The organism is Agarivorans sp. QJM3NY_29, assembly GCF_050870835.2.
Lineage (GTDB): Bacteria > Pseudomonadota > Gammaproteobacteria > Enterobacterales > Celerinatantimonadaceae > Agarivorans.
In genome coordinates, this window is the sequence record NZ_CP194036.2 from 410,988 (window position 1) to 431,277 (window position 20,290).

Genomic DNA, 20,290 nt, shown 5'->3' on the forward strand with positions numbered 1-20,290 from the left:
CCAAAGCGGGTGATGTCTGGTTAGCTTAGCAGCTAAGCTCAGATCCGAAGGGGAAGTTTCGGCTTGCCCCTTTGCTTTAAATGAAGGAATGAACATGGCAGTGCAAGTGATCATGGCAGATTTGGCGCAGCTTGAAGCGGTTGCCGAATTGTTTGACCAGTATCGAGTTTTCTATAAACAAAACAGTGATTTAAACTTGGCTCGCGATTTTATCGCCGAACGGATGCGGCTGCAGCAGTCGGTGATTTTTGTAGCTTTATCCGCTGAGGGGCGAGCCTTGGGGTTTACTCAGCTCTATCCTAGCTTTTCGTCGACTAACGCGGCGCGGATCTGGATCCTCAATGATTTGTTTGTCACCCCTGCGGCGCGTGGTCAGGGGATAGCGCCACAATTGATGAATGCGGCAAAACAGCATGCTTTAGCCACCCAGGCGGTGGCACTTGAATTAGCCACTGCCACCGATAACCATCGAGCACAGGCGCTGTATCAATCTTTAGCTTATCAGGTCGATCGTGAGTTTATTCACTACCACTTACCTTTGGAGCCAGTTCAGTGAAGGGCGAATTGTGATGCAGCAGGCCTTTGTTTTAATGGCGAACTACAATCGGCAGCTGAATCGGCAGTGTTATGCTTGCGCTGCTCAATTGAGCCAACACGACGTAAAGCAAGAGCGTGGTGCCTACTTTGGTTCGATCTTTGCCACGCTCAATCATATTTTGGTCGGGGACATCCTGTGGTTGCAGCGCTTTGCCCGACATCCCAGTGCTTTTCGTGCCTTGCAGCCAGTGTTGAGTCTGCCTGCGCCGACCGGTTTGCAGCAAATTCTGTATTCGAATTTGGGGGAATTGCAGCAGGCCCGAGAGTTGATGGATGAACTGATTATTGATTTTATCGGGCAAATTCGCCAGTCGGATTTGCAGCATCATCTGCTTTATCACAATAGCAAAGGACTGCCTTACAAAAAGAATTTTGCCAGTTTGCTCCTGCATTTTTTTAATCATCAAACCCATCATCGTGGTCAAATTAGCACCCTCTTGTCGCAATTTGGTATTGATGTGGGAGTGACCGATCTGCTGAGCTTGATTGTCAATGAAGACTAATGTTGGGAGCGCTGCAGCTCGCTTTCATCGAGTCTTAATATATCTTGCTGCCATTGTTCGGCAACAAAATCGATAAATTGTCGAACCAGTGGAGATTGATAGCTGCGCGACAAATACACCGCCCATAAGGCGTGCTGTGGCAGGTGGTACTCATTGAGTATCGGCTGCAACTTTCCAGCCCTGATCAAGGGATTCGCCTGATCGCAGGGCAGTAAAATTATCCCTCGACCTTTTAGCGCTGCATTCAGGAGCAGGCCCATTTCGTTGGCTTGCAGGGTACCGGAAACCTCCACTTTATAGCTTTGCTGGTGGCGAATAAACTCCCATTGCTTATGTCCGAGGTGGAGCAAACAATTATGCTGTTTCAAGGCATTTAAGTCGCTGGGGCGACCAAACTGTTTCAGATAGGCGGGGGCGGCACAAATGACCGAGTCCACTCGCATCAGGCGGCGCGCGATCAACTGTTCATCGGGGGCTTGGGTATAACGAAAAGCTATGTCTACCCGCTCATCCACCAGTTGGGTGAAGCGATCCGAAGCGACGATGTCGATATTGACTTCAGGGTGGCGCTGGCAGAACTGGGTGACTACATCCAGCAATATATTTTGTGAGAAGGCGACTGGGGCGGTGAGCCGAATGCTGCCCATCAAGCGGCCAATTTGTTGCTGAGCTTGTAGTTGCATCGCCACCGTTTGAGCGATGATCTGCTCACAGTGGCGCAGCGCTGTTTCACCAGCCGAGCTCAGGCTGACCTTGCGGGTGGTGCGGTGTAATAGCCGTTGTTTTAACCAGGCCTCTATCTCCTGCACGTGTCGTGAGACTTGTAAGCGGCTTAAGTTAAGCTGCTCTGCGGCCTTAGTGAAGCTTTGGGTATTGGCCACTTCAATGAAGCTGCGCATGGCATCGAGTTTGTCCATTAGCTTATTAGTGCTCTATTTGGATACAATATGCATCATTATTGGCTATTTATCACGAAAAACCTAGATATTAAACTGCAGCAGTTGTTAATCATTTAGAACAAAACAGAATAGGACTGATTGATATGAAAGTAGCAGTATTAGGTGCAAGTGGTTGGATCGGGAGTCATATTGCAGCAGAAGCCAAGCAGCGTGGTCATCAAGTGCTCGCCTTAGTGCGTGAGCCAGGTAAAATTACTGACCCGGCTTATGAAGTGCGTCAGTTTGACATTCAGCAGTCAGCAGATCAATTGAGCGAGCAGCTTGAAGGGGTGGATGTATTGCTGGCCTCAATTAGTGGCCGAGCCGCTGGCAACCATGAAATTGTTGCCGCTACCGCAGAGCAATTGTTGGCACAGTTACTAAACAGCAGCGTTGAGCGCTTGCTGTGGGTTGGCGGTGCTGGCAGTTTAGAAGTGGCTCCCGGCGTCACTCTCGCTTCGGTCCCTGAGTTTCCCGCCGAATATAAAGCAGAATCCACTGCGCAGGCCGAAGCGCTGCAAGTATTTAAACAAACCACCAGCTCCGTTAACTGGACCTACATCAGCCCTGCGGCTGAAATTTTTCCCGGCGATAAACAAGCGGACTATCGTATCGGTGGCGAGCAGCTGCTTAGTGATGAACAGGGCAATAGCCGGATTTCGGTGAGTGATTATGCGGTTGCAGTGATCGACGAGTTAGAAAGTGGCCGTCATCCCAAACAACGGATTGGTGTGGCTTACTAGACTAGAACTAAGTCTGAGCGCCAGCCAATGCTGGGCGCTCAGGATTGGCTTCAAGAATTAGTCAATGGCCAGTTGGTAAACCGTGGTGGTGCCGGAAACTTCGTTCCCTACCGCGATATAGTGCTGGCCGATCCGTGAGAAGTAAGTGATAGACTCCGGCCCTAAATCTCCCGCCTTCGGATTATAAGTGGCGTTGGCACAATCACCATCCTGATCAACTTGGCTACAAACTGGCTGGTTAAAGTCGCGATTATTCACAAAATCCAACAGCACTGGTGCCGCAGGTTTGGAAATGTCGTAAGCGGCGACGCCCCCTTGACGCTCTAGACCGATAAAGGCAATGGTTGCGCCGTTGATCTTGGCAACGGTGATGGCTTCGGGCTCAACGCCCTTGTCATCCGAGCGGTCATCGTTGCTTTGATTGTCATTGCTGGCGTTCCAGTGCTGTGGACTGTTGGCTAAGTCTGATAATTGGTTGCCACTATCGAAGATCCGGTTTGCGGCTAAGTCAAAAATCGAAAAAGAGCGGGCACCAAAGGTATAGATCAAGTCGTTCGGTCCGATGTTTTTATTGTCGGCGACCACCTTGATTCGACCAATGGATTTTTTGTTGGCGATGGTGCCTTTTTTGCCATATCTTGCCTGATCCATTAGCGGGTGCTTGGGATCGACGTTCAGTTTGTAGCCACGAGTTTCGTCGCTATAGGAAATACAATCATCGATATGATGCTGGTATTGCTCGGCATTCTGATGTTTGCCACCCTCTTTATAGTCATCGCCATCCCATTGGTGTCCCGCTTGTTCACATTGTTGCTGGGTGGTGGGGTAAATATACTCTCGGCCATCGCCTTCGTTGGCGGTAATCAGGTAATCCTGACCATCGATGTTAAAGCTGGCAATGGAGTCTGGCATATAATAGCCCACCAACTGCGGGTAGCTGGCTTGGCTAAATTGTTGGTCTTTGTTGCTGAGATCGAGTTTTGCGCCATCGCCCCCCGCTGCAACACTGGCCCAGCTTTTTACCCCTAGCCCCTTAATCGACTCGATCTGCGCACTGGCGATATCGATGATGGCAATGGCATTGTTCTCCTGCAAGGCCACAAGCGCTTTCCCATGTTCTGTTAAAGCGATGTATTCCGGCTCAAGATCTTGCGCGACACTGGCACCAAAGGGACTCGGCAAGCGGACATCTTTGAGTTCGCCATGCCGTGCCTGACCTTGGTTAAATGCGCTAAAGCGTACTTGATGGATTTGCGCTTGTTGGTCGCCAAACCCGTTCGCTAGATCAACGATGGTTACCGAACCTTCAGGATCTTGAGAATAATCTCCATTGGGCTCGCCTTCGTTGGCGCTAAGCAGATAACGGCTATCGACTGTCATGGTGACCATGTCTGGCAGAGCGCCAGCGGGGTAAGTATTTATCAGGCTTAAATCATCGGAGCGATAGAGCGCGATAATGCCGTTTTGCTGCTTGTTTTGGTTTTGAATGGCGACCGCCACAATGCCGTTTTTTGCCACCACGCTATTGGCATCGCCGATGGCGATCCCGGCTTTTTGGGCGGCGGCTTGTAAGTTAATTTTACCGTCTTTACTGGGCGCACTTTGTTCCGCAGATAAGCGCAATACATCAATACTCTGATCTTTGGCATTCACTACATAGAGCTTATCGCGACAGCTGTCATAGGAGACGATTTCTGCCGACGAGCTGGCAAACTCACTGCCGGAAAAGTGACTGCCGACGCGCTTCATTTTTAAGCTGTTTAGACCTTGTTTTTGGCTCAAAGCTGCTTCTGTGAGGCAGTTTATGTCTAGGTCTTGGATGCTTTGAATGGCACTTGCCTGAGCGGTTTGAATAGAAAAACTTGCACCGACCAGCAAGGCTAAGCTGCTGTAAATCCGTATCGTGTGGTTTGCTTCCATGTTGATCTCGAGTATTTATGAAAACCCTTAGCATAGGACAGCAATGTGGCAGTTTTGTGTCTCTGGCTCAGTGATGATACGGATACCGCTTTAAGCGGAACTCTGGGATCATCAATTTGACAGGCGTCGGGCGGGCTGGCCAGCCAAGGCAGACTCGTTGGCGATGAACTTAGCCACCGAGCGTCCCAGAGTTTGCGGATAGTAAGGCGATGGCATGGGCGTTAACTGGCCTTGAAGGTCGCTGCTATACCCGCGTTAACTTACTGAGATGGTGTTGTGATGCATCCTTCCTTGCTTGAATTACTTGACGCGGGTAATGCTGATTGAATGCTGTTGACAAAACACTTGCAGTATCGCGCCCGGCCTTAGTTGTTCGATTTGAGATTGATGCACAGCATCAAAACCGCGCTGTTGCCAGCTACGTTGCTTCAGTTCGGCTTCGCCCAGTGGATAAATATCTTGCTGGCTGAGGCTATCATGTCGCGAAATGATCCAGACACGTTGTTGCTCCACCATGACACTGGTGAAGGCTTGTTTGAGTTTCCAGCCAAGGCGTTTGAGCATTTGAGGCTCCTTAAAAATGAACGTCAGTTATACCATAGCCGGATCTTGAAAAACCAATGCCTTCTTTGAGTGCGGGTGCGAGCTCTTAGATCGAACACTCACTCGAGGATTGCCTCCACACCTCCGACCAGATACAATTGTTTTTAACAAAATATTAACAAGGCGTATGGTATGCATATTGATAGACTCTTGGCCGAAATTGCCGAGCGAGTCCCGCAGGGCAAGACACTGACGATATCGAGTTGCTGGACTCAAGGGCGAACCGTATTTGGTGGGCTTTCCGCCGCACTATTGTCTGATGCGATGCAAACTCTCGTGAGTGATTCGCAACGACTATTACGCTCTCTCAGCACCAGTTTTGTTGGCCCCTTATTGGCTGATATGCCTTTTTCGATAGAACTTGAATTACTTCGTACAGGAAACAACGCTAGCCACATCAATGCCAGAATCGTTCAAGCAGGGCAGGTGGCGGTGACTCAACAAGCTAGTTTCGCTCTGCCTCGCAACTCTCGACTGGTGGTAAACTCTCAAATGGGTCACCAGTTGTCGTTGCCTGAGCGTTTAGCGATTTTACCAGATGTAGAGGGGCTGAGCCCTCGTTATATGCAGCATATTGATTTGGCGCTTGCCGCGGGTGGCTTACCTTATAGCGCCAGTCAGGATTCCCATTTACATGGTTGGATGCGCTTTAAACAGCCGCCTCGAGCCTTCAGTGACGCCCATCTGATTTGTTTAGTCGATGCCTGGCCACCAGCCGTGATTCAGATGATGAAACAACGCGCTCCCGCCAGTTCCATGACTTGGAATCTGGAGTTTGTTCATCCACAGCGCACGGTTGCCGCAAGTGATTGGTTAGCTTATCAGGCCCAGACTCGCCAAGCTGCCGATGGGTATGCGCATTGTGAAGCCAATATTTGGGATCGAGATGGCGAACTGCTCGCCATTAGCCGCCAAATGGTGACGGTATTTGATTAGTCGACAGGGGCTGCAGGCTACCTCCGGCTACCCAACTATATTTATGCATGAAGGGCGTAAATGGCATGATCAACGATTCGCCCATTTAGATTTTCTGCATTAGAAATAACCCCTTCTAGTTTCAGACCTAAACGTTCACAGACGGCTCTACTCGCCAAATTCTCTGTAGCGGCGGATATTTCAACTTTATGCATTTGTAATTCATCAAATGCAATGTCTATCAGTTTTTTACAAACACGAGTCATAATTCCATTGCCTTGAGCGGATTCTATAAGCCAATAACCAATGTCGACTTTTTTAATTCGTGATTAATCGTGTTGAAGGAGACATTACCAACGAGTATTTCATTGTAAAATACGCCACAGACCATTGATTTCCCATCGGCGTAATCATGAAGAGATTTTTGGATAAACGAAGCAAAGTCCTGCTCCGTTTTACAGTGTGGAGGCCACACTAACCACTGCTCAAGATAGGGTAAATTTTCTTGGGCCAATTGAGCGTATATTGGAGCAAAAGACTTTTGAACCAATGACAACTTAATATCATTATCTACTTTTAAACTGAACAAGAGTCACTCCTTAAATATCAGAGACGGCCTTTTTGATGCGCTAGTGTATGTCTCGCAGCGGCATGAATGCAGTGAAAAACCTTTGCAGGAGGCTCACCGTGTAATGATTAAACGCTAAGAACTCGCGAATGGCAAGGGCATTACCGTGAGGGAATGCCTGAAGAAAGCCAAAGGTTTTTTATCTAAAGAGAGGGCTAGCTAATGAAAAACATCATATGCGGCATAGGCTGGAGGCGAGTTGGCACAAGACAACGAAGCCAAGTGATCTAATGGTCACCGTAAATGATGCAGCAGTGTGCGAGAAAAGAGAAAGTGCATGTTCTACTTCTTATAAACAAAGAGTGGGGAGGTCTGCTTAACCAGCGAACGTTTAACTCACTCGTTTTATATCCGACCGGACTTAGGAACGGTGGCGCCAAAACAGAAGCCATCACTGGGGTACAAAGGGGCTAATCGACCGTTGTATCTTAAACACTTTCAGGAAACGCCCTGTGCGGGGCCGCATACGAGGGCTTGAGGTTACCGGCTACCCGATGAGGCCTTTTTAAAACATTGACCATGCATCTAGGCCAAGACTCTCGATACAGGGAACAAGTACATCAGCTAAGAACTCTTTCTCTTCAGTATCTAAGTCATCCCAAGGTAAATCATCTACCAGATCGTTTACATCCGAAAACCTTTGCTCTGCATCTTCAACTAAAATGCCAACTGATTTCAACTTATCAAGGAAACAGATAGTAGTTTCATTTAATAGCTTAACGACTTCAGGAACTGAAATGTTTAACCCTCGTGATTTCCATGCTTCAAGGGAATAATTGTCAGTCGCTTTAGCTTTAGTAATAATTTGTTCAAAATTGCTCATTAAACATTCCCTTTAGAGCGCCTATACTTGTTAGCACTAAACTCTTTTCAGAGGCAAGTGCGGTGGTTCTGGGAGTTCAACAGTAATTTGGTCTTCAAGTTTGACTATCCCACCTTTTATCACCGTAGCCATAATGCCGGCTTTCCTTATCAAGTTTCCTTCAGCATCTTTATCCAAAACTGCTTTAGTTAATCCTTTTTGATAGTTATCGAGTTGTGCACAAGGGTTTCTTAAACCAGTGACTCGAAGAACAACATTTTCACCTAGCTTGAGTACTGTGTTCGTTGGGAGAGAAAGGAGTTCTAGGCCTTCGGTTAGAACATTTTCTCCAATGGTACCAGCTTCAATTTCAAAACCTTTATCTCTTAGTTCTACAAAAAGTTCAGAATGGAGCAAGTGAACTTGACGAAGGTTTGGTTGTGATGGGTCAGCTTTGACACGCGACCTATGTTTAACAGTCTTGCCGCAATGAGCATCCCCTTCTATTCCCATCCCTTTAAGAAAGCATAATGATTCATATGTTTTCTTGGAGAAATTATGTCCTTCATCTTTTGATAGTGATACTACTTTCATAACATCATCCTTTTGCTGGCACGTATCGTTAGAATTTTGATTACACAAATTTGCACATTCCCAAACCAAGTCGGTTACCATTCTTTACTGAATAACCATATTTTGCATAGAAATTCTTGAGCTGTAGGAGCACTTTCTTTCTTCATATAAATTCCAACATACCACCAAAATAGGTCTGTGAATTTCAATGGATTATTAATTTTTGAGGTTTTTTATTGATAAGCTTTATTTTTTCTAGTTTAATGGATTTTATTTTCAATAAGGTGGAATTTATGAGCGTAGACTCTCTAATCTCAACCAAACTCAAAAGGTTACGTAAGAGACAAAACTTAACGCTAGACTCCTTAGCGGAGCGAAGTGGCATTAGTCGATCAATGATTTCGTTGATTGAACGTGGTCAATCAAGTCCAACCGCAACGGTACTAAACAAATTGGCTGATGCCTTGGGGATCTCTCTTCCAGAACTGTTTTCTGATGACTCAGAAAAGGCCAGCAATGACTCTCTATCGGTGTCTAATTTGGAGACGCAAAAAACCTGGCGAGATCCAGAGTCTGGTTACATTCGCCGTCAACTTACGCCGAAAAATTCCTCTTCACCAGTTGAATTAACCGAAATTATTTTTCCTCCAAAGCAAAGCGTTACTTTCGAAAACATGCTCAGACATATCGAAATACATCAGCAGGTATGGGTGATCTCGGGCGAGATTGAAATATATGATGATGATTCAACATGGCATCTCAAAGAAGGCGATTGTTTAGCATTTCAACAAAAGGAACACACCACATACTTCAACCCTAATAACACAGAAGCCAGGTATTTAATTACACTTACCAGCCTCCCGCTTTCAAGGAGAACAAATGATGGAATATAAGGTTATAACCTGTACATATGAAAAGCATGCACGAAGCATCCTAGATATATTTAATGATGCTATTGAAACATCTACAGCTTTGTATGAGTACGAAAAACTCTCAATGGAAAGTATGATTGGATGGTTTGAAACCAAAATAAACGGTGCATATCCAGTCTTTGGATTGGAATCTCTAAATGGTGAATTGATGGCATTTGCTAGCTACGGTTCTTTTAGAATGCGGCCTGCTTATAAATACTCGATTGAACATTCTATTTATGTTCATAAGGATTTCCGCGGTAATGGCCTAGGCCGAATTCTACTTGAATTGCTCATCAAATCAGCAAAAGAAAATAATTATCACGCCATCATTGGCGGTATAGATGCTGATAACCTCGGCAGTATCGCTTTACATAAAAAACATGGGTTTCAGCATGTAGGAACTCTACCTGAAGTCGGATTCAAGTTTGGCCGTTGGCTGAATTTAGTTTTTTATCAACTCGTATTAGATACCCCAACATCACCAACTGAAAAATAGAGAGTAACTATTACATAGGAGATGCTCCATGCAATCTTATACCACTTTATTTATCTTGATCGCAGCAGGTATCTCTTTGGTGATTCAAAATATCATTATGGTTAGAATTACTGATAAGGTATCTACAGTAACCATTACGTTATTACTGAATTCAATCAGTGGTCTATTTATATTGCTGATTATTCTGTGTATAAAAAATGGAATGGCAGGTATTTATGAAGCAGTACGGCATATCAGCCCAATGTCTTTACTTCCTGGGGTTTTAGGCTCATTTTTCGTATTTTCAAGCATCTTTGGCTACAAACATGTCGGTGTGGCAACAACAATAGCAGTATTAGTTGGCAGTCAATTAATATTCGGCATCATCGCCGATAGCTTCTATACTTCTTTGCCATCAAAGCACAATATAAGCACTATTGTTGGTGCGCTGTTACTTATAGCTGGCGTAGTTTTGATTGTTCAATCCAAAAAATAATCCGCATATAAATTTAGATATATGCGCAATGAATAAAGCCAGCCACCGTAAAACGTTACTAACGGTTAGGCGGCTATTTTGATGCGCTGTGTACGCCCAGCATGGGCGTCAACGAGCTGAAAGTTACCTATAGGAAGTTTAGCGTTTTGTTATTAAACGTTAAGGGCTCGCGAATGACAGGCGCATTATCGAATACTTACCTAGCATCTCAATGTGCTTCGAGATGGATGGATTAAGTTTTGCTACTCGAAGTGAGACGCCTAGTGCGGAACCGTATGCAGGGTATAGTGGGGCTAGAGGCTCGTGAACTCTCGCTGCCCGATTATGCCTCTTCTGACGTGTCGATTAAATCTCTTAGTTCTGCACCCAAAGCTTTACAGCGTTCATTTGACCATCCCCTCGATAAATGACTTACTGGGTAAACTATTGATTGTACGCCGTGTATGATCACTTTATTCGGACGATTTTGCTCTAGAGTACTTTGCGTTAGATTTTCAAAATAAGTCTTCACTTCCTTTCCGTGAACTAGCAGATACTTAGGCTTAATTGTTGAAAGTAGAAAACTAAACGTAGATGGATCCATTGACTCTTTTTTCAACTCATTAGCTCGAGTCGTCGCTGTGATATATAAGTTTGTTTCTAAAGCCTGTTCAGGAAGTAGTGCACCCGTTATAAGCTCAATACAGCTCCTAGTCCGACTAACCTTCAGACGCCTAGTCTTACCTTCCTTCAAAGGTTTTTCTGCACGTTCCTTAACGTAAGTATCGAACCAGACCTTTTTATCAAACCCATAATCCTTACTCCAAAAATTCCAGAACTGGGCCTTCATCTCTGTGGCTGCATTAAACCCTACTATAAACACCTTACACTCCAGTGGATTGCCAGTGCATACAAACGGACGCGGATTCTGTATTTCAGCTAAGCGGACCTTAAGCTGACTATCAAAATCCAGAAGTTTCATAATTTCTCCTTGCTCCTGAGGCATAACGCCCAATTAAGGTGTGACCACGCTATAACATCAAACTAAACCATTGTACTGTAGAAAATTCAAATTGGAGTGAAATCGCCACGCGTTGCGAGTCACTCTCAAATCTTTACAAATATGAATGGCTTCGACATGTGCTGGCTTGTCAGCGAGCACATATTGCGGCGTTTATTAGCCTGAAAGGCAAGCCTTCGAGCTTGCTTGTCTTTATAATGCTGAGCTTGATACATAGATAAGGCCGATTTGCTTGATGCGAGATAACAAGAAAGCTCATCCAAGGGTGAAAAGCCAGCTTCATCCGCGCAATCAACACCGCCAGCGTTATGATTTTGTCGCATTAATTAAAACTTGCCCAGAGCTCAAGGCCTTTGTTGCGCGAAATGCCTACCAAGATCTGTCCATCGATTTCTTTAATCCTCAAGCGGTACGCTGTTTAAACAAGGCCTTGTTAAAGCATTTCTACCATATTGAGGGCTGGCAAATTCCCAAGCACAACCTTTGTCCGCCAATTCCCGGACGCGTTGATTATATCCATTATCTTGCTGATCTGCTCGGGCAGAGTCAGGGGGGAGATATTCCGCGAGGTGCCGGTGTGCGCTGTTTAGATGTTGGCGTGGGGGCGAATTGTGTTTACCCCTTGGTAGGTAGTGCGGAATATGGCTGGTCGTTTGTCGGGAGTGATATCGAAGCCGCCTCATTGCAATCGGCGCGGTTGATTGTGGATGCAAACCCGCATTTAGTGTCGCAAATAGAATTACGTTTGCAGCGCCAACCTGCTGCTATTTTTAAGGGGATGATTCAAGCCGATGAGCGTTTTGCTTTGACCTTATGTAACCCGCCTTTTCATCGTTCGGCGGCAGAGGCTCGCAGTGGTAGCCAGCGTAAGCAAAGCAACCTGAAGGCGCGTGGTAAATATCAACAAAGTTTGAATTTTGGTGGTCAAAGTAACGAGCTTTGGTGTGATGGCGGGGAGCTGAAATTTATTCAAAACATGCTGGTAGAGAGCCAACTTTTTGCAGAGCAATGCTTGTGGTTTACCAGCCTAGTCTCTAAAGAGTCCAACCTAAAAGGCATTTATCAAACGTTAGAACGATTAAAGCCGGCGCAAGTGAAGACCATCAAGATGGGTCAAGGTAATAAAATTAGTCGTTTTGTGGCTTGGAGCTTTATTTCACCCGCACAACACCGCCACTGGTTGAGCAACCCGCGCTGAGTCGATTATTTACTAGCGTAAAACGGTATGGATATTCCATCCTTCGACGAACTAAGGTATAAGGGCGCTATGAAAATACCCAAACGAATACAGCCTTTAGTTGATGATGGTCTGGTCGACGAAGTGCAAAGTCAGTTAATGAGCGGCAAAGAGGCCTCTGTGTACGTAGTACGCTGTGGGAATGAGATCCGCTGTGCCAAAGTTTATAAAGAAGCCAGCCAACGCAGCTTTAAGCAAGCGGTCGCTTATCGTGAAGGACGTAAGGTGCGCAATAGTCGACGTGCCCGGGCGATGGAAAAAGGCTCAGGATTTGGTCGTGAGCAGCAAGAAAAAGTCTGGCAAAGCGCCGAAGTGGATGCGCTTTACAAGCTTGCTGCGGCGGACGTTCGGGTGCCTGAACCCTATGGCTGCTTTGACGGGGTATTGCTGATGGAGTTGGTGACCGATGACGAGGGCTATGTTGCGCCGCGTTTGAATGATGTGATGATGTCGGCGGAGCAAGCCGTAGAAGATCACGAAATGATGATGCGCTATGTGGTGCGCATGTTATGTGTGGGTTTGATCCATGGTGATTTGTCGGAGTTTAATGTGCTGGTGGATCAGTATGGTCCGGTGATTATCGATCTCCCTCAAGCGGTGGATGCCGCCGCCAATAATAATGCAGAGTGGATGCTGGCGCGGGATATCAACAATATGCGTGATTATTATGGTCAATATGCGCCAGAGCTATTAAAGACCGAGTACGCGAAAGAAATCTGGGCACTTTTTGAAAAAGGTGAATTAGCTGCTGAAACCGAGTTGACTGGCCAGTTTACCCAAGAGGATACGGTGGCCGACCTTGCCGCAATTATGCAAGAAATTGACTCGGCTCGAGAAGAAGAGCTGCGTCGCCGCGAACGGATTAACGAAGCCAAGAATGGTGTAGACGAGAGTAAATATAACTGGGCCGACGACGATTAAAGAAGTGGTAATTCATCATCTTTTTAAATTGCTTAGATACTTTCGTGTTAGCTGGATGAAGTTCAGAAATCATCCGGTCACATTATGGGTAAAGCAAAAAGCAACATAGCTAACTGGAAATCATACAACAAAGCATTCACCCAGAGAGGTGCATTCTTATTTAGGCAATAACGCTTCGTCACTCAGCAGTTCGAAAAATAATATAATGAGAAACTGTTAAGTGTCTCGAAACTAGGGGCTTACCAGAGACTTCGGTTTCTTTTGTTAATGAGGTTCAAATGAAAAAATTAATCTTGGTTCTAGCGATGCTCGTCAATGTTGGCGGATGCCAAGCAGAGCAATCTGACTGAATTTGCAAGCAAACATGGTGTTCAAGTGGAGTTCTTGGAAGTTGAAACAAACATGGAGCAATTTAGAGAACTAGGTCTTCGAGCTACACCTTCAATCTTCATTGGAAACGAACTCATCGATTTAGGCAAGTTCAGTTCTTATGAAGAGTTGAACCACTACATTGTGGAAAATGTGAAATAAAAAAGCTTTAGAATAACTATGACATGACACTCAGGGCAATCCCGCTAATAGAAGGGGCTCGGACAGTTTTTTATTTGAATGCTTAAACCAGAAAGGCTTCCTCTTCCACAAATAAGACGAAATTCCTCCGATACTAAGGGACTGGCCGGCAGGGCTCGTGACAGACTCTGGTAAAGGATAATCCTTTTAAAACATACCCCTATAGTAAGAGCGCGATGAAAGATCCCTAACCGTCACTCTTTACTGCAAGCGACTGCCAGCGCTGGATTTCACGCGCTACAAAATCCGCAAAGCAAGTTGGTTTTCGCCCGGTCAGCGTCTCGACATTATCTGTTACTTTATCTTCCGAACCTCGTGCAATAGCCGCATCCATACTCGCCATTATTTGGGCGTAGTTTTGATCCATGCCTTGTTGTTGAAAGCGCTCTACCAGTTGAGCGCTCGTCAAATTAATATGGGACACGGGATAATCAAGCGCCTCATTCAAGGTATTCGCGACATCACCATAGGTCATGGCGTCGGGCCCTGTTAGAATAAAATCGTTGTTCCATGCGGTTTCCGCAACCAATGCCGCTACGGCCACTTCGGCAATGTCTTGTGCATCGATAAAGCCCACTCGTCCCATGCCCGTGGCCGAATAAATCGCCTGTTCATCACAAATGGTTGGCAAATGCTGTTGCTCAGAAAAATTCTGCATAAACCAAGTTGGTCGCAACACTGCCCATTCTGGCGCATGCTTAATCAACCAGGCATGAACCTCGCCCATCATTGGTCCTCCAGCTTGTAAAGACGACGCACTCAGTAATACAAACCGTTGCACGCCCTGCACAATGGCTTGCTCCAGAATAGGCAGCATCAAGGTGCCATGCTCACTGGAGTTGGTTGGCGCAACAATGTAAAGCGCTCGAGTGTCTTTAAAGGTGGCCGTTGCCAACTCAGCTTGCATCCAGTCAAATGCCACCTCATTCGGCTGTTGAGGAGAACGAGTCGCGATGCGATGCGATACACCAAGATTAGTCAGTTTTTCGACGACATAACGGCCTGTTTTTCCTTTACCGCCTAATACCAATACATTAGTTGCCATGGCCACCTCCGCTTAGCATTTTATTTATTTGTGCAGCGCCCCCAAAAGCATTCATCACAACCAGCGGGTTCCAATAATCTCGGTATCGACTAATGAGACCATCTTTAAGGTCAATCACCGACACATAATCTTGGTCATAACGAGCATTTTCATTATCAGCATGTCCTTTACAAGAGAATTCCAATACGGCATTTTGACCATCGGTCGACAGAATAGAACGATGCAGCGACATGGATTCAACAGTTAATAGCCCCGCTACTTTTTGTAGATAAGCCGTAAATGCCGTCTTTCCTTCAACACTGTGGATACCGTCAGGCAGAGCGTAAGGAAACTCAAATAAAATATCTTCGCTCAGCATATCAAGCAGTGTTTCGGCGTTTGGCGCTAACGCCTCCCCCAAGCCTTCTCTTAAAAGAGCTGACAAACTCGAAAAACCGTCGCTACTATTCGCCATATTACTTTACCTTTTTTGGTTGAAACGCTATCGTATCAACCAAAATTATGAGCGATTTAAGAATGGAACGCAAGCGTATCGACGAAAAAAGTGATACCCATAAAAACAATAAACGAAAGCCTTCTGGCGCTGCCGTAATGCGAACAGACTTAACCGAAGCTTTGTTTGTTTCCTTATTTGAAGAATGGGCTCTGAATGGCTACACCGGCACTAGTCTTGAAAAAGTAGCAAAGCGTATCGGTGCAGGTAAAGCGGCGATTTATAGGCGCTGGCCATCGAAGTTTGCCTTCGCTTCTGAGGCCATTAAAACCGCTACCGTTGCGCTGACCGATGTAAAAGATCACGGCTCTTTGGAAGCTGATGTACACGCCTATTTGCTGATGTTCCGTCGCAGTTTACGTCATCGCTTAGTACGAAGAATCTTGCCAGATCTATACGCCGAGCGGCTGCGCTCTGGTGAGCTAGCCCCATTGATTGAAGGGTTATCCGACTTTCGTCGGCAATTGGGTCATCAGTTATTAGACAGGGCCATTACCCGTGGTGAAATCACCGAAAGCATCGACAGGGAAATGGTATTAGACATGCTGCCAGCTGCGCTGTATTGGCGCATGATTATCAGCGGAAAAAACATGACTCGCAAAGACATAGATCGCCAAACTATCGCGTTAATGGCCAGTATAAAAGCGCTGAGCCAGCTCTAACGGTCATTCACTTAAAGAAGGGGCCGGAAACTTAGAACAGTGGCGCTTGGGCTTTCGGTATCGAAGCTAAGCAAGACTATGAGCCGCAAATTTCGATGGGGACAGTCCCGTGTGCTTGCTAAAAGCGGAACTAAAAGCACTGGCAGATTTGTAGCCTATTCGTTCCGCAATATCTGCCATCGTGTGAGAATGACTCCGCAACAGACCTTTGGCAATAGCCATTCGCCATGCAATAACGTATTCCATTGGTGTAAATCCTACCGCATTGTGAAACCGTTTGAAAAAAACCGAACGAGACAATGCGGCTTCTTTTGCTAGCTGAGCAACGGTCCATGATTGGCTCACATCTTGGTGTATTTTTCGGATCGAGACGGCTAGTCGCTCATCGGCCAATCCAACTAATAAACCGGGAACATTCGGCGTATCCATCTTGGTTCGAAATGTTTCAATTAAAAGGACTTCTAATAAACGAGCCAACACATATTCTCTGCCTGGGCGCTGTGCTCGAGATTCCTCTATAACTAGCTCAACCAGTGCCGTTAGTCTTGCTGCTTTACGAATATGGACAAGTTTTGGCAGAAGTGCGAGTAGAATTGTTGAGTCGCGCGTAGCAAACTTACAATGCCCCACTAATACATGTGCATTTAATGAACTGTCTTGTTCTCCAACCCAATACACGTTGGGAGAAATTTCGACTGGTACCGAGTGTTTTTCATTGTGCGGGGGAGAATCGAGACTGCTAAAAGTAAAACTATTCGATTCTGGAATGAGAACAAAATCTCCAGCGACTAAGTTAATCGGTGCTTCGCCATCAGGTGAGAACTCACAGCTTCCATCTAGGACCACACAGTAAAACGGGTCGCTAACATCTTCACGCCTAATTCGCCATAACCCTGCCGCCTGCACCACTTTAGAAAAGCTCGCCTGGGGTTGCAAAAGTGACACGATATTGGAGAGAGGGTCCATCATAAATACCATAGATAATGAATTGTGTACTTTACGTTATGTATCATGCCATCGCCAGCCTATAAAGTTAACAGATTCATCACCTGAGGAATCTTTATGAAAACGATCTTAATCACAGGGGCATCATCTGGCTTTGGCCTTGAAACTGCAAAATACTTTCTTGCAAAAGGTTGGAAAGTTATCGCTACCATGCGTAACCCTGCAGACAACAGTTTGCCAGAGTCTGGGCAACTAAGCATATTGCCGCTGGACGTTACTAACATGGAGAGCATCAAAAGTTTAGTGTATTCGGTAGATTATATTGATGTACTTGTTAACAATGCGGGTGTCGGTATGCTTGCAGCGTTGGAAGGCACCTCAGATGAAGTGATTCAAACTCTGTTTACAACCAATACACTTGGCTATATCAATATGGTTAAGGCCTTCTTGCCTCAGTTTCGGCAACAGAAATCGGGTGTGATTATTAATGTTTCTTCCGCTGTCACGCTAAAAGCGTTGCCTTTACTTTCGGTTTATACAGCGAGTAAAGCGGCGATAAATGCTTTTACTGAGTCCTTAGCTATTGAATTAGAGCCCTTTAATATTCGAATGAACTTGGTGATACCAGGCCAGGCTCCCGCTACACGGTTTGGCGCGAATGCAAAAGCTCGCATGGAAAATGCTTTCCCAGAACCCTACCTGGATTTAGCCAATAAAATGTTTTTGAATAGGCCAAAACAAGCAAAAGTGACCCGTTCACAAGATGTCGCTGAAGCAATCTGGCAAGCTGCCACCGATGACAAAAGTCCGATGTGGATTGTTGCTGGAGAGGATGCGAAAGCAATGGTATTAAGCGACTAATACGTATTTTCTACATGGTTTTGCAACGCATTTAGCTTAGTCACGTTATTTCTTCTAAATACGAATGGCTGAAGTGAGCATCGGCGCGGCTATTCGGGTGGGTGCTTATATCTTTGATGCTATTGGCGTTTGGCTGGCGGTCTAGTTATCTTAAACGTATTAGCTCATTTATCGATTAGGCGACTTAAGCCAGCTAAAAAGCAGACTTAAGTTTTGTCATCGCTACGTAGCAATGTGAACACTGCGTCTTATTTATATAGCCCCAACTTTGATTATGAATTGGGGATATTTTTTCATCTATAAACTATCGGGTTTATTAATCATAACTTAAACATAAATTTATAAGACTGGTAATTTTTGATGCGTAGTTGATTCTTCAAACGCAGCCGCCATACCTAAAAGTTTCCCATCCTTGAAACGCTTACCAAGGAAGCTTAAGCCAACAGGGAAATTATTTGAAAATCCGGCTGGTACACTTATCACGGGTCTTCCGGTAAAGTTCGCCCAACCACAATGAGTACCTAGCTGATTAGGGTCAATCAAAGTTTCTGGATCTTCAACTTCAGCAGGTGGCAAAGAGACGGTAGGGTAAATAAGCGCATCTAGACCATATTCTTTGTAAATTTTATCAACACCTTTCGAAAATTTCACTCGACTCTCGACAGCTTCATTAAAGGTTTTAGGATCAAGCGGTTTGTTATCACTGTAGCTTAACCAGTCTTTAGTAATCGCATTCATTTTCGGGCTTTTCGCAATAAGGTCACCGTAGTTCAATACGTCAAAAGGTTCTGTTTGCTCTTTAAGTCCTTTTGGTATTTTAGCTTCGGTTCTTACGAAATAATCTTCTTTGCCGGTGGCATCCCAGTAAGAACCGGAACCGTATTCTGTCCACCAATCAGATGAAATATGAATTGGTTGTATAATAGCGCCTCGAGCACGAAGTTCATCACGTGCTTTCTGCATTGTCGCAGAGATCTCGGGTGTGATAGCTATCTCTGCTGTCCATCCACCGAAAGGAGCAACAACATAGCCGAGTACTTTCCCTTTCAAAGATTTATTATCGTTTAGACTATGTACCAAAGTCTCTGTCAACGCATGACCGTGAGTTAGGGCATCTTTTTGATCTTCACCAGCCATAACATCAACAACAGTTGCAGCATCAATTACGTTTTTCGCTAGCGGGCCTATGGTATCGCCAAGAGTGTTATAGTCCATTCCTGTGGTAGGAACTATACCGGGAGATGGGCGATATCCAACGAGCGAAGTGAATGATGCTACATCTGTAATCGACCCACACGACTCAGTACCAAGAGCCACTGGTGCATAACCGGCAACAACAGAAGCAGCAGAACCACCGCTTGAACCATTAATATTTTTTGTACGATCTTGAGGATTATATGTTCTTCCACCCGCACTCGATAAGGTATCCCAAAACATAGCAAATTCAGCCATATTTGTTTTACCCATTATCAATGCACCTGCTTTGATAAGCCTATCAACCGCCACCGCGTTATGGGCAGGCTGATACTCTTTTAATGCTTCATTACCATGACTGGTTGGCATGTTAGATGTATTAATATTGTCTTTAACAAAAATTGGGACTCCAGCAAGTGAAAGACTCGATTTATCGTTTAGTTTATCTAGCGCCTTTGCTTCTGCAATCACATCGGGGTTTTGTGTGAGAATAGCATTGAAGCCTTTCTTGGAGCTTTCAATGTTGTCGATCCGAGCCATGTATGCTTGTACTAATTCAACAGCAGTAACTTTTTTATGTTTGATGTCATTAATGATTTCTGTCACGGTATAGTTTTCTACATTTTCGACGGCATAAACATTTCCTCCAAATAGAATTGCAGCTATCGCTATGCCAAGTGCTTGCTTCCTCATGTTCATTACTCCTTAAAATGAAATTGACAAGCTTTAAAGGCATCTTCTATGCCATACAAGACATTAGGATCAAAACAGATTAAATAGCATCCTAAATGATTGTGTTTTATGCAATCATTTGATCTTATTGGTGCATTCGGCCCTTTTTTAGTGCACTGAAAATATTTAATTGATCGATTTCTCATTATTTTTAAGGGCGTGAATAATTGGTGTTATTAAATAATTAGATTGTTGGAATACTATTAAAAATAGAGAGGATAAAATATACGTCAACGTGGTAAAAGCCATGCATACATATTCGATTAATTAAGTCTAAGAGTGGCTTTGGGAATGATTAAAAGTGAATATTATAAATTACTTCGAGGCATGTCCATATTAGCCCTGCGACCCGAATACGACATTGTTTAATGCAATACAGATAAACCCTACAAAATTAATGGCCCCAAATACAAGATCATATTTTAATATGCTTACTATCAGAATATTGCAGAAATAGATTCTTCATTACTGACATGTCGAATCGCTTCAGCGAGCATTGGCTGCGTCACTCAGGTGGCGCTTA

24 protein-coding genes are annotated in these 20,290 nt (G+C 45.0%); 12 read left to right on the forward strand and 12 right to left on the reverse strand.

Annotation, left to right across the window (positions count from 1 at the left end; all coding sequences use genetic code 11):
- Positions 1-94: 94 nt before the first annotated feature.
- Positions 95-556 (forward strand): GNAT family N-acetyltransferase, encoded by a 462-nt coding sequence (locus ACRRS0_RS01855; RefSeq protein ID WP_432454906.1) that lies wholly within the window; start codon positions 95-97, stop codon positions 554-556.
- Complete coding sequence (locus ACRRS0_RS01860; protein WP_432454905.1) at positions 513-1,100, forward strand: DinB family protein; 588 nt, start codon at positions 513-515, stop codon at positions 1,098-1,100. Before ACRRS0_RS01855 ends, ACRRS0_RS01860 begins: the two co-directional genes overlap by 44 nt.
- On the opposite strand, the gene ACRRS0_RS01865 is transcribed toward ACRRS0_RS01860, so the two are convergent.
- A complete protein-coding gene (locus ACRRS0_RS01865; RefSeq protein WP_432454904.1) occupies positions 1,097-2,017 on the reverse strand; it encodes a LysR family transcriptional regulator in 921 nt (306 codons plus the stop codon). The two genes, ACRRS0_RS01860 and ACRRS0_RS01865, sit on opposite strands and share 4 nt — an antisense overlap.
- A gap of 125 nt (positions 2,018-2,142) precedes the next feature.
- Between ACRRS0_RS01865 and ACRRS0_RS01870 the strand changes: the two genes are divergently transcribed.
- Positions 2,143-2,781: an NAD(P)-dependent oxidoreductase gene (locus ACRRS0_RS01870; protein WP_432454903.1), complete on the forward strand. Its 639-nt coding sequence runs from the start codon at positions 2,143-2,145 to the stop codon at positions 2,779-2,781.
- A 57-nt stretch (positions 2,782-2,838) separates the two neighbouring features.
- Here ACRRS0_RS01870 and ACRRS0_RS01875 read toward each other — a convergent pair whose 3' ends face one another.
- Both ACRRS0_RS01875 and ACRRS0_RS01880 read right to left on the reverse strand, forming a co-directional pair.
- A complete protein-coding gene (locus ACRRS0_RS01875) occupies positions 2,839-4,701 on the reverse strand; it encodes a choice-of-anchor I family protein (protein WP_432454902.1) in 1,863 nt (620 codons plus the stop codon).
- A gap of 300 nt (positions 4,702-5,001) precedes the next feature.
- Entirely contained in the window at positions 5,002-5,265 is a 264-nt protein-coding gene (locus tag ACRRS0_RS01880; protein ID WP_432454900.1) for a hypothetical protein, read from the reverse strand.
- A gap of 171 nt (positions 5,266-5,436) precedes the next feature.
- Here ACRRS0_RS01880 and ACRRS0_RS01885 point away from each other — a divergent pair, with 171 nt between their 5' ends.
- The gene (locus ACRRS0_RS01885; RefSeq protein WP_432454899.1) at positions 5,437-6,240 is read left to right on the forward strand and encodes an acyl-CoA thioesterase; all 804 of its coding nucleotides are present in this window, start codon (positions 5,437-5,439) and stop codon (positions 6,238-6,240) included.
- A gap of 41 nt (positions 6,241-6,281) precedes the next feature.
- On the opposite strand, the gene ACRRS0_RS01890 is transcribed toward ACRRS0_RS01885, so the two are convergent.
- The 4 genes from ACRRS0_RS01890 to ACRRS0_RS01905 all read right to left on the reverse strand — a co-directional run bounded on the left by ACRRS0_RS01890 (position 6,282) and on the right by ACRRS0_RS01905 (position 8,243).
- Positions 6,282-6,485, reverse strand: a complete 204-nt coding sequence (locus ACRRS0_RS01890; protein ID WP_432454898.1) for a GNAT family N-acetyltransferase — start codon at positions 6,483-6,485, stop codon at positions 6,282-6,284.
- A gap of 23 nt (positions 6,486-6,508) precedes the next feature.
- Positions 6,509-6,808, reverse strand: a complete 300-nt coding sequence (locus ACRRS0_RS01895; protein ID WP_432454897.1) for a hypothetical protein — start codon at positions 6,806-6,808, stop codon at positions 6,509-6,511.
- A 544-nt stretch (positions 6,809-7,352) separates the two neighbouring features.
- Positions 7,353-7,670 (reverse strand): hypothetical protein, encoded by a 318-nt coding sequence (locus tag ACRRS0_RS01900; protein WP_432454896.1) that lies wholly within the window; start codon positions 7,668-7,670, stop codon positions 7,353-7,355.
- A 36-nt stretch (positions 7,671-7,706) separates the two neighbouring features.
- Entirely contained in the window at positions 7,707-8,243 is a 537-nt protein-coding gene (locus ACRRS0_RS01905; RefSeq protein WP_432454894.1) for an MOSC domain-containing protein, read from the reverse strand.
- 272 nt (positions 8,244-8,515) lie between these two features.
- Here ACRRS0_RS01905 and ACRRS0_RS01910 point away from each other — a divergent pair, with 272 nt between their 5' ends.
- Genes ACRRS0_RS01910 through ACRRS0_RS01920 form a run of 3 tightly spaced genes read left to right on the forward strand, consistent with a single transcriptional unit; the run spans position 8,516 to position 10,107 of the window.
- Positions 8,516-9,115 carry a helix-turn-helix domain-containing protein gene (locus tag ACRRS0_RS01910; protein ID WP_432454893.1) on the forward strand — a complete coding sequence of 200 codons (600 nt, stop codon included), beginning with the start codon at positions 8,516-8,518 and terminating at the stop codon, positions 9,113-9,115.
- Positions 9,102-9,632 carry a GNAT family N-acetyltransferase gene (locus tag ACRRS0_RS01915; protein WP_432454892.1) on the forward strand — a complete coding sequence of 177 codons (531 nt, stop codon included), beginning with the start codon at positions 9,102-9,104 and terminating at the stop codon, positions 9,630-9,632. The genes ACRRS0_RS01910 and ACRRS0_RS01915 overlap by 14 nt, the downstream gene beginning before the upstream one ends.
- A 28-nt stretch (positions 9,633-9,660) precedes the next feature.
- Positions 9,661-10,107, forward strand: a complete 447-nt coding sequence (locus ACRRS0_RS01920; protein WP_432454890.1) for a DMT family transporter — start codon at positions 9,661-9,663, stop codon at positions 10,105-10,107.
- Positions 10,108-10,429: 322 nt separating this feature from the next.
- Here the strand turns inward: ACRRS0_RS01920 and ACRRS0_RS01925 are convergent, their stop codons facing one another.
- Complete coding sequence (locus tag ACRRS0_RS01925; RefSeq protein ID WP_432454888.1) at positions 10,430-11,068, reverse strand: hypothetical protein; 639 nt, start codon at positions 11,066-11,068, stop codon at positions 10,430-10,432.
- A gap of 274 nt (positions 11,069-11,342) precedes the next feature.
- Between ACRRS0_RS01925 and rlmF the strand changes: the two genes are divergently transcribed.
- From rlmF to ACRRS0_RS01940, 3 genes are all read left to right on the forward strand, one after another.
- Positions 11,343-12,305, forward strand: a complete 963-nt coding sequence (rlmF, locus tag ACRRS0_RS01930; RefSeq protein WP_432454887.1) for a 23S rRNA (adenine(1618)-N(6))-methyltransferase RlmF — start codon at positions 11,343-11,345, stop codon at positions 12,303-12,305.
- A 69-nt stretch (positions 12,306-12,374) separates the two neighbouring features.
- Complete coding sequence (locus ACRRS0_RS01935) at positions 12,375-13,265, forward strand: PA4780 family RIO1-like protein kinase (RefSeq protein WP_432454886.1); 891 nt, start codon at positions 12,375-12,377, stop codon at positions 13,263-13,265.
- 315 nt (positions 13,266-13,580) lie between these two features.
- Complete coding sequence (locus ACRRS0_RS01940) at positions 13,581-13,796, forward strand: DsbA family protein (RefSeq protein WP_432454885.1); 216 nt, start codon at positions 13,581-13,583, stop codon at positions 13,794-13,796.
- Between the two features lie 226 nt (positions 13,797-14,022).
- Here ACRRS0_RS01940 and ACRRS0_RS01945 read toward each other — a convergent pair whose 3' ends face one another.
- Both ACRRS0_RS01945 and ACRRS0_RS01950 read right to left on the reverse strand, forming a co-directional pair.
- Positions 14,023-14,880, reverse strand: coding sequence for an ergot alkaloid biosynthesis protein (locus ACRRS0_RS01945; protein WP_432454884.1), 858 nt, complete (start codon positions 14,878-14,880; stop codon positions 14,023-14,025).
- Positions 14,870-15,334, reverse strand: a complete 465-nt coding sequence (locus ACRRS0_RS01950) for a nuclear transport factor 2 family protein (RefSeq protein ID WP_432454883.1) — start codon at positions 15,332-15,334, stop codon at positions 14,870-14,872. The genes ACRRS0_RS01945 and ACRRS0_RS01950 overlap by 11 nt, the downstream gene beginning before the upstream one ends.
- A gap of 62 nt (positions 15,335-15,396) precedes the next feature.
- Between ACRRS0_RS01950 and ACRRS0_RS01955 the strand changes: the two genes are divergently transcribed.
- On the forward strand, positions 15,397-16,035 hold the full coding sequence (locus ACRRS0_RS01955) for a TetR/AcrR family transcriptional regulator (protein ID WP_432454882.1): 639 nt from the start codon (positions 15,397-15,399) through the stop codon (positions 16,033-16,035).
- A 66-nt stretch (positions 16,036-16,101) separates the two neighbouring features.
- Here the strand turns inward: ACRRS0_RS01955 and ACRRS0_RS01960 are convergent, their stop codons facing one another.
- Positions 16,102-17,004, reverse strand: a complete 903-nt coding sequence (locus ACRRS0_RS01960) for an AraC family transcriptional regulator (protein WP_432454881.1) — start codon at positions 17,002-17,004, stop codon at positions 16,102-16,104.
- Positions 17,005-17,097: 93 nt separating this feature from the next.
- On the opposite strand from ACRRS0_RS01960, the gene ACRRS0_RS01965 reads away from it, so the two are divergent.
- Positions 17,098-17,841, forward strand: coding sequence for an SDR family oxidoreductase (locus tag ACRRS0_RS01965; RefSeq protein WP_432454880.1), 744 nt, complete (start codon positions 17,098-17,100; stop codon positions 17,839-17,841).
- 339 nt (positions 17,842-18,180) lie between these two features.
- On the opposite strand, the gene ACRRS0_RS01970 is transcribed toward ACRRS0_RS01965, so the two are convergent.
- A complete protein-coding gene (locus ACRRS0_RS01970) occupies positions 18,181-19,728 on the reverse strand; it encodes an amidase (RefSeq protein WP_432454879.1) in 1,548 nt (515 codons plus the stop codon).
- Between the last annotated feature and the right edge of the window lie 562 nt (positions 19,729-20,290).